This is a genomic window from Micromonospora sp. 4G55, from assembly GCF_016803375.1.
The window spans coordinates 1-8432 of sequence record NZ_JAEVHN010000246.1; the positions used below are offsets into that span (position 1 = coordinate 1).

10 protein-coding genes and 1 pseudogene are annotated in these 8432 nt (G+C 71.4%); 7 read left to right on the forward strand and 4 right to left on the reverse strand.

What is annotated here, in order from left to right:
• The 4 genes from JNW89_RS19805 to JNW89_RS19820 all read left to right on the forward strand — a co-directional run.
• On the forward strand, positions 1-279 hold a 279-nt coding region (locus tag JNW89_RS19805), incomplete at its 5' end, for a hypothetical protein (RefSeq protein ID WP_238448754.1).
• An 86-nt stretch (positions 280-365) separates the two neighbouring features.
• Positions 366-788: a roadblock/LC7 domain-containing protein gene (locus JNW89_RS19810; RefSeq protein WP_088961283.1), complete on the forward strand. Its 423-nt coding sequence runs from the start codon at positions 366-368 to the stop codon at positions 786-788.
• A 5-nt stretch (positions 789-793) separates the two neighbouring features.
• Positions 794-1177, forward strand: coding sequence for a DUF742 domain-containing protein (locus tag JNW89_RS19815; protein ID WP_238448753.1), 384 nt, complete (start codon positions 794-796; stop codon positions 1175-1177).
• On the forward strand, positions 1158-1760 hold the full coding sequence (locus tag JNW89_RS19820; protein WP_238448752.1) for an ATP/GTP-binding protein: 603 nt from the start codon (positions 1158-1160) through the stop codon (positions 1758-1760). The genes JNW89_RS19815 and JNW89_RS19820 overlap by 20 nt, the downstream gene beginning before the upstream one ends.
• A 142-nt stretch (positions 1761-1902) precedes the next feature.
• Here the strand turns inward: JNW89_RS19820 and JNW89_RS19825 are convergent, their stop codons facing one another.
• Both JNW89_RS19825 and JNW89_RS19830 read right to left on the reverse strand, forming a co-directional pair.
• On the reverse strand, positions 1903-2091 hold the full coding sequence (locus JNW89_RS19825) for a DUF397 domain-containing protein (protein WP_210776303.1): 189 nt from the start codon (positions 2089-2091) through the stop codon (positions 1903-1905).
• A complete protein-coding gene (locus tag JNW89_RS19830; protein WP_238448751.1) occupies positions 2082-2846 on the reverse strand; it encodes a DUF5753 domain-containing protein in 765 nt (254 codons plus the stop codon). Before JNW89_RS19830 ends, JNW89_RS19825 begins: the two co-directional genes overlap by 10 nt.
• A 240-nt stretch (positions 2847-3086) precedes the next feature.
• On the opposite strand from JNW89_RS19830, the gene JNW89_RS19835 reads away from it, so the two are divergent.
• The gene (locus JNW89_RS19835) at positions 3087-3389 is read left to right on the forward strand and encodes a hypothetical protein (RefSeq protein WP_238448750.1); all 303 of its coding nucleotides are present in this window, start codon (positions 3087-3089) and stop codon (positions 3387-3389) included.
• A gap of 370 nt (positions 3390-3759) precedes the next feature.
• Here JNW89_RS19835 and JNW89_RS19840 read toward each other — a convergent pair whose 3' ends face one another.
• The gene (locus JNW89_RS19840) at positions 3760-6612 is read right to left on the reverse strand and encodes an aconitate hydratase (protein ID WP_238448749.1); all 2853 of its coding nucleotides are present in this window, start codon (positions 6610-6612) and stop codon (positions 3760-3762) included.
• Positions 6613-6772: 160 nt separating this feature from the next.
• On the opposite strand from JNW89_RS19840, the gene JNW89_RS19845 reads away from it, so the two are divergent.
• Both JNW89_RS19845 and JNW89_RS19850 read left to right on the forward strand, forming a co-directional pair.
• Complete coding sequence (locus JNW89_RS19845) at positions 6773-7132, forward strand: VOC family protein (protein WP_238448748.1); 360 nt, start codon at positions 6773-6775, stop codon at positions 7130-7132.
• Between the two features lie 209 nt (positions 7133-7341).
• A pseudogene (locus tag JNW89_RS19850) lies at positions 7342-7680 on the forward strand (DedA family protein); the annotation flags it as partial.
• A 306-nt stretch (positions 7681-7986) separates the two neighbouring features.
• Here the strand turns inward: JNW89_RS19850 and JNW89_RS19855 are convergent.
• Positions 7987-8432, reverse strand: a 446-nt coding sequence (locus tag JNW89_RS19855) for a C39 family peptidase (RefSeq protein ID WP_238450032.1), incomplete at its 5' end; no start/stop codon positions are given.

Sequence of the window (8432 nt, forward strand, 5' to 3'; positions counted from 1 at the left end):
ACGCCCGCCGGCACGGACGGCGCGGTGACCGACTCCGGCCTGCCGGTGCGGGTACGGCAGGCCAACATCGTGCCGGAGCTGCGCGGCGAGCAGGCGGCGGAGGACGGCGACGCCGACGAGCAGGCCACGCGCCCGCCGGAGCAGGTGCGCAGGATGATGAGCTCCTACCAGACGGGCACCCGGCGTGGCCGGACCGATGCCGCCCGCCTGCTGGGAGGCGCCGCCACCGGGGCGCGGTCCGGCAACGGGGCGGAGAACGGGGACGGTCAGGCGACCTGACGGCGGCGCGAGGAGAAGCGACCGCGCGACGGGGCACGGCAACACCGACGTACGGCGACACCAGCCGGGGGAGAAGAGGACGACGAGTGGGGCAGAAGACGGCTTCGAGTGCCGACCTGACATGGCTGCTGGACGATCTGGTCGGTCGGGTGAAGCAGGCCGAACACGCCGTGGCGCTCTCCTCCGACGGCCTGCTGATGGCCTCGTCACGGGGGCTGAGCCGGGACGACGGTGAGCACCTGGCGGCGATGGCGGCCGGGATCCAGAGCCTGGCCCGGGGCGCGGGCAAGCGGTTCGGCGGCGGGCAGGTGCAGCAGACCATCATCGAGATGCAGTCGTCGTTCCTGTTCGTCACGGCGGCGGGGCGCAACGCCTGCCTGGCGGTGCTCGCCGCCGAGGACGCCGACGTCGGACTGATCGCCTACGAGATGGCGATGCTGGTGACCCGGGTGGGCAAGTTCGTCGCGTCGCCGACCCGGGGGCTCGACCAGCCGGCCGGCGGGAAGTAGCGGCGATGACGGTCGAGGGCGGTTCCGAGGACAGGTGGGTGGACGACCACGCCGGGCCGGTGGTTCGGCCGTACGCGGTCACCCGCGGCCGGGCCCGCCCGGTCACCGGCACGTTCGACCTCATCTCCCTGGTGACGGCGACCCGCGCGGATGCCGGCGGGGAGTCCGGGCTGGGCCCGGAGCACCTGGCGATCGTCGCGCTCTGCCAGCGGATGCAGTCCGTGGCGGAGGTCGCCGCCCATCTGAACCTGCCGGTGGGGACCGTCCGGGTCCTCCTGGGCGACCTGGTGGCCCGCGAACTGCTGATGGTGCGGCCGCCGCGCGGCAGCGCCGGACTACCTGACGAGAGCGTCTTCGAGGCGGTGATCAATGGACTACGGGCACTCTGACCGGCCGGCGGGAGCGCCGCCGCTGCCCACCGCGATCAAGATCTTGATCGCCGGCGGCTTCGGCGCGGGCAAGACCACCATGGTCGGCGCGGTGAGCGAGACCAGGCCGCTGCGCACCGAGGAGGTGCTGACCGAGACGGGCATCGGGGTCGACGACCTGTCCGGCGTGGAGGACAAGACCACCACCACGGTGGCGATGGACTTCGGCCGGATCACCATCAGCGACGATCTGGTGCTCTACCTCTTCGGCACCCCCGGCCAGGACCGGTTCTGGTTCGTCTGGGACGAGCTGGCCCTGGGCGCGATCGGGGCGGTGGTGCTGGCGGACACCCGCCGGTTGGCGGACTGCTTCCCCTCGATCGACTACTTCGAGGAGCGGGGCACCCCGTTCGTGGTGGCGGTGAACTGCTTCGAGGACGCCCGGCGCTACCAGCTGGACGAGGTGCAGGCGGCGCTCAACCTGGACCCGGGCGTGCCGGTGCTGCTTTGCGACGCCCGGCAGCGGGAGTCCAGCCGGGACGTGCTGGTCACGCTTATGGAGCACGCCATGAAGACCCGGGAGGCCCGCCGCCGCGAGGACTGACCCCGCGCGATCGACACCGTTTGCGGCGTGTCGTGGTGTCCGGCCATCCGGATACGGCGACACGCCGCATTGTGCGGGCGGGTGCGCGCCCGGGAAGGTCGAAGCCCCCGGCGGAACGCCGGGGGCCTTCGGAGCCGGGGGATCAGCCGCGCTTGGTCGTCTCCACGAACCGCCGCCAGGCGGCCGGTGCGAAGGTGAGGGCCGGACCGGCGGGGTCCTTGGAGTCGCGTACGCCCACGACGCCCGCGAGGTTGTCCGCGACCTCGACGCAGTCGCCGCCGTTGCTGCCGCTCTTCGTGCTCTTCCGCCACTGTGCGCCAGTCAGGTCCATGATGCCGCTGCTTCTTTCAAGAGGTCCAGGGATCGCTGTCGGGGCAGAGCCTCGCCGCGTAAGCGTTCCCACCTTCGCTCCAGGGTAGCAATCTCGGATGCCTGCTCGATGATCTGCGCACGCGCCTGACTGTCGACGTGCCCCACCCGCGTCCCGTCCGGCAGTTCGGCGAGCATGAATGGCCCATTCAGCCCGGGATACGCGGCCGTGTCTCGGGGCACCACATGAAGCTGGAGGTTCGGTAGCTCGGCGCAGCTCACGAGGTGTGCGAGCTGAGCGGCCATGAGATCCCGACCGCCGACCTGCCGACGAATGACACCCTCGTCCAGCACCGCGACGAACAACGGCCCGCACTCGCGAACCAGGATTGACTGTCGAGCTATTCGGGCCGCGACCAACTCTTCAACCTTGGTCGGTGCCAACGCCTCCCACTCAAGCGTCACGCGCGCGTACGCCTCGGTCTGAAGCAGCCCCGGCACCCAGGCGAGTTGGAACGCACGCAGTGCGACGGCGTCACGCTCGATGTCGACCCAGGGGCGGAACCACACGGGCTCGCGCCGGTGGGAGGCGTCCGGCCAGAGCACATCGGGGTGTTGTCCGAGGAGGTTCGCGACCGTGGCGCGGTGCCGGCTCTGCGGGATGTGCCCCGGGTTGGCCCACCGGGCGACGGTCTTCGGATGCACCCCCAGGCGGCCCGCCAGGCTCTCGGCCGTGTGGCCCGCTTCAGCCAGCGCGGCGACAAACGCATGGTTCATGCCTGTCCTCTCAGGAACAAAACAACCGTCCGAAGAAGATTAGCGAACGCTGTGTGATTGTCTGACGACCCTCGGCAAGCTGCGGGTTAGCCGATGCCGAAGGAGCAAAAGACAATGCCTGAGGACAAGCCGCGGCCGGTTCCGAAGCCGAGATACGACCCGCCACCGGCCCGCCCGACCGTCCCTGGGCCGATCGGGCCGCCCACCCCTGCGTACCGTGGCCCCGGCGGGCTGACCGTCGTGCCCGCATCGCGCTGGCGGAGCGGGATTGGCCCGGTCGCCGCGCACACCGCAGGCGGCCCGTGGTGGAGGTGCGACGCCTGCGGTCGGGACTGGCCCTGTCCGACGCTGCGCGCGACTCCGACGGACGCGTCCCGGCGGGCGACCCTGATCCTCGAGTTCTCCCGGATCACCCGCCGTGCGATCCGCGACCTTCGCGGCCGGCCCGGCGGCCCGGACCCGATCGCCATCGTCCGCCGCTTCCTCTGGTTCCTGCCCCTCACCGATGAGGAGGCCCGCGCCGTCGCGCTGAGGCTGCGATGAGCAGCGGCCCGCGCCCGAGGTTCGATGTCGGTGACGTCGTTGTGCTGTCTCGGGCCGCCTCTCCGCAGTTCGTGGCACCGATCGTCGTCCGGGTGATTCGCGAGATGGGCGACCGGCACCCGCCCCACGGGTGGACCTGGATCGAGGGCTACCAGCTCGACTCCCGGGGTCTCGCGACCGCCAAGCGTGAGCTGTTCGTGCTGGTCGAGGGGGTGCGCCGGGCTGCTGGGCCCGCGTCGACCGGTCCCGCGCGGTGCCGACCCGCCACGCGGCTCTCCGACCGGGCGACGGAGCGAGGCCCGCCGCGTGCGACTGGGAAATGGCCGAAGGGCCGCTCCCGCGAGTGCGGGAGCGGCCCTTCGGTGGTACGTCAGCTCGCGATCATCCGGCGCAGCACGTACTGCAGGATGCCGCCGTGCCGGTAGTAGTCCGCCTCGCCCGGGGTGTCGATCCGGACCACGGCGTCGAACTCCACGCCGGTGTCGGTGGTGACCTTCACCGTGCGCGGGGTGTCGCCGTCGTTGAGCGCGGTCACGCCGGTGATGGAGAAGGTCTCCGTGCCGGTGAGGCCGAGCGACTCCGCGGTGGTGTCCACCGGGAACTGCAGCGGTAGCACGCCCATGCCGATCAGGTTGGAGCGGTGGATCCGCTCGTACGACTCGGCGATGACCGCCTTGACGCCGAGCAGCATGGTGCCCTTGGCCGCCCAGTCGCGCGACGAGCCGGAGCCGTACTCCTTGCCGGCCAGGATGACCAGCGGGACGCCCGCCTCCTGGTACGCCATCGAGGCGTCGTAGATCGAGGTCTGCTCGCCGGTCAGGTGGTTGACCGTGAAGCCGCCCTCGACGCCCGGGACCAGCTGGTTGCGCAGCCGGATGTTGGCGAAGGTGCCCCGGATCATCACCTCGTGGTTGCCCCGGCGCGAGCCGTACGAGTTGAACTCGTGGCGCGGCACGCCGTGCTCGGCGAGGTACTTGCCGGCGGGGGAGTCGGCCTTGATCGAGCCGGCCGGGGAGATGTGGTCGGTGGTCACCGAGTCGCCCAGCTTGGCCAGCACCCGGGCGTCGCTGATGTCCACGACGGCCTGCGGCTCCCGCTGCATGCCCTCGAAGTACGGGGGCTTGCGGACGTAGGTGGAGTCGCCCGCCCAGGCGAAGGTGTCACCGGTCGGGGTGGGCAGCGACTGCCAGCGCTCGTCACCGGCGAAGACGTCGGCGTACGCGGCGCTGAAGCCGGTCGCGCCGATCGCCTGGGCGATGACGTCCTGGATCTCGGCGCTGTTCGGCCAGATGTCGCGCAGGAAGACGGGGTTGCCCTCGCTGTCCTCGCCGAGCGGCTCGTTGGCCAGGTCGATGTCCATCGTGCCGGCGAGCGCGTACGCGACCACCAGCGGCGGGGACGCCAGGTAGTTCATCTTGACGTCCGGGTTGATCCGGCCCTCGAAGTTCCGGTTGCCGGAGAGCACCGAGACGACGGCGAGGTCGCCCTCGTTGACCGCGGCGGAGACCTCCTCCGGCAGCGGCCCGGAGTTGCCGATGCAGGTGGTGCAGCCGTAGCCGACCAGGTTGAAGCCGAGCTTGTCCAGGTAGGGCGTGAGGCCGGCGCGGTCGTAGTAGTCCATGACGACCTTGGAGCCCGGCGCCAGGGTGGTCTTGACCCACGGCTTGCGGGCCAGGCCCTTGTCGACCGCGTTGCGGGCGAGCAGCGCCGCGCCGATCATCACCTGCGGGTTGGAGGTGTTGGTGCAGGAGGTGATGGCGGCGATCACCACGGCGCCGTGGTCCAGCTCGTACTCGACGCCGTCGGCGCTGGTCACCCGGACCGGGTTGGTGGCGCGCCCGCCGGCGCCGGCCGCGGCGGTCTCCAGGTCGCGCGGCTCGTCGGCCGGGTCGCTGAACTCGTTGGCCGGCGGGTCGCTGGCCGGGAACGACTCGGCGCTGGCCTCGTCGGCCGGGCCGTTGGCGCCGCGCGGCAGCTGCTCGCGGGCGACGCCCGGCTTGAGGTCACGCTCACCGGCGGCGTCGTCGGCCACGTAGTCAGTCAGCGCGGAACGGAACAGCGTCTTGGCGCTGCCCAGCGGCACCCGGTCCTGCGGGCGCTTCGGGCCGGCCAGCGACGGCTCGATGGTGCCCAGGTCGAGCTCCAGCCGCTCCGAGTACTCCGGCTCGTGGTTCGGGTCGTGCCAGAGGCCCTGCTCCTTGGCGTACGCCTCGACGAGCGCGACCTGCTGCGGGTCGCGGCCGGTCAGCTCCAGGTAGCGGACGGTCTCGGCGTCGATCGGGAAGATCGCGACGGTGGAGCCGTACTCCGGGGACATGTTGCCGATGGTGGCCCGGTTGGCCAGCGGCACGGCGCTGACGCCGGGGCCGTAGAACTCGACGAACTTGCCGACCACACCGTGCTTGCGCAGCATCTCGGTGATGGTCAGCACCAGGTCGGTGGCGGTGGTGCCGGCCGGCATCTCGCCGTTCAGCTTGAAGCCGACGACCCGGGGGATCAGCATGCTGACCGGCTGGCCGAGCATCGCGGCCTCGGCCTCGATGCCGCCGACGCCCCAGCCCAGCACGCCCAGGCCGTTGACCATCGTGGTGTGCGAGTCGGTGCCGACCACGGTGTCCGGGTACGCCTGGCCGTTGCGCTCCATGACCGTGCGGGCCAGGTACTCGATGTTGACCTGGTGCACGATGCCGGTGCCCGGCGGGACGACCTTGAACTCGTTGAACGCGGTCTGGCCCCAGCGCAGGAACTGGTAGCGCTCCTTGTTGCGCTCGTACTCTAGTTCGACGTTGCGCGCGAAGGCGTCCTCGCGGCCGAACAGGTCGGCGATGACGGAGTGGTCGATGACCAGCTCGGCCGGGGCGAGCGGGTTGACCTTGGTGGCGTCGCCGCCGAGGTCGCGGACGGCCTCCCGCATGGTGGCCAGGTCCACGACGCAGGGCACGCCGGTGAAGTCCTGCATGAGCACCCGCGCCGGGGTGAACTGGATCTCCACGCTGGGGTTGGCGGTCGGGTCCCAGCCGCCGAGCTGGCGGATGTGGTCGGCGGTGATGTTCGCGCCGTCCTCGGTCCGCAGCAGGTTCTCCAGCAGGACCTTCAAGCTGTAGGGCAGCCGGTCGTGGCCCTCCACCTTGTCAATCCTGAAAATCTCGTAGCTCGCGTCTCCGACGCGTAGCTGGGTCTTCGCACCGAAGGTGTCGAGGCTCGCCACGTCGTACTCCTTCACACCAGCGACCGTGAGTAGTCCTGAGCAGTCTGTCGCACCGGTCGGAGCGCCGCCCACGTTAGGTGACACTTACCGCCGATTGTCGTCGTCAACAAAACCGTACGTCCGTCTTGCTATTCGCGCAACCTCGTGCCAGGGTTCGGGACGAGGAGGTGCCACCATGATCCATCACGTCCTGCTCGCCTGCCCACGCGGCTCCGAGGCGGCCTCCCGGGCCTTCTACGCCGGCCTGCTCGGCCTGGTCGAGAAGCCCAAACCGCCGGCCCTCGCCGCCCGCGGTGGTTGCTGGTTCACCGGGTACGGCGCGGAGCTGCACCTGGGCGTCGAGGACGGCTTCCGTCCCGCCCGCAAGGCGCACCCGGCCCTGCTCCGCCCCGACCTGGACGACCTCGCCGCCCGGCTGGCCGCCGCCGGACACCCGGTCACCTGGGGTGACGACGAGCTGCCCGGGATGCGGCGGTTCCACACCGAGGACCCGCACGGCAACCGGCTGGAGTTCGTCGCCCCGATCACCGGCTGACCGCCGCCGGCCCGCGCCGGCCATTCCGCTGCGACAGGGGTGAGCGGGGCGGCCGAGCCGCCGAGCACCCCACCCGGCCCCGGCGGCGGGGGTAGGGTTCGAGGTCGGATCGGAAGGGGTGGCGGGTGGTCGACGTACAGCACTGGCTCTCCGCGCTGCCCCCGGTCGCGGTCTATCTGATCGTCGCCGGGGTGATCGGTGTCGAGAGCATGGGTGTCCCGCTCCCCGGCGAGATCGTGCTGGTCAGCTCCGCCCTGCTGGCCGCCGCCGGGGTGGTCGAGCCGGAGTGGGTGGCCTGCGCCGCTGCGTTCGGCGCGATCCTCGGCGACTCCATCGGGTACGCGGTGGGCCGGCGCGGCGGCCGTCCACTGCTGGCCCGGTTGGGGCGGCGCTTCCCCCGACACCTCGGCCCCGCGCAGCTCGCCCGGGCCGAGCAGAGCTTCGCCCGGCACGGCGTCTGGGCGGTCTTCTTCGGCCGGTTCGTCGCGCTGCTGCGCATCCTCGCCGGACCCCTGGCGGGCGCGCTGCACGTGCCGTACCGCCGGTTCCTGGTCGCCAACGCGGCCGGCGGCCTGGTCTGGGCCTTCGGCACGACCTACCTGCTCTACAGCGTCGGTCGGGCCGCCGAGCACTGGCTCAAGGACATCTCCTGGGCGGGCCTGGTCCTCGCGGTGCTCGCCGGGCTGGGCAGCACCTGGTGGCTGCGGCGCCGGCCCGGCACCTGGACCAGGAGCCCGCGTCGGAGCCGGCCGAGCCGGTCCGGGCCGGCCGCGACGGCTGACCCGCCGCCACCAGGTACGACGAGAGGGCCGGCCCCCGTTGTGGGGCCGGCCCTTGTCGGTGGTGCTGGTGGGTCAGGAGGCGGCGGAGTAGCCGCGGGTGGCGATCCAGTCGGCGAGGTTGTCGACGCTGATGCGGTAGGAGGCCTGGTCGGGGTTGGCCGAGTCGGCGATGGTGACGGTCTTGCCGCCGTTGGTGTAGCCCACGACGCTGATGTAGTGCCCGCCCTCGAAGGAGTGGGTGGTGCCGTCGGTGTCGGTGGTGGTGCCGGCGATGTTGGCGACCACGGCGCGGCCCTCGTCGATGGTGCGGACGATGTCGGTGCGCAGCTTGTCGGTCTGCTTGCGGTCGGCCTTGCTGTCGCGGATCTCCACCGACCGGTAGGCGTCCTTGCTGCCGGTCTCCTTGTTCAGCACCGGGGTGATGTCGTTGATGCTGTTGGTGCCGTCCTCGGTGGTGCCCATCTCCTTGGCCATCGCGTCGACGTCGATGTCCTTGCCCTGTACGGAGAGGGCGTTGC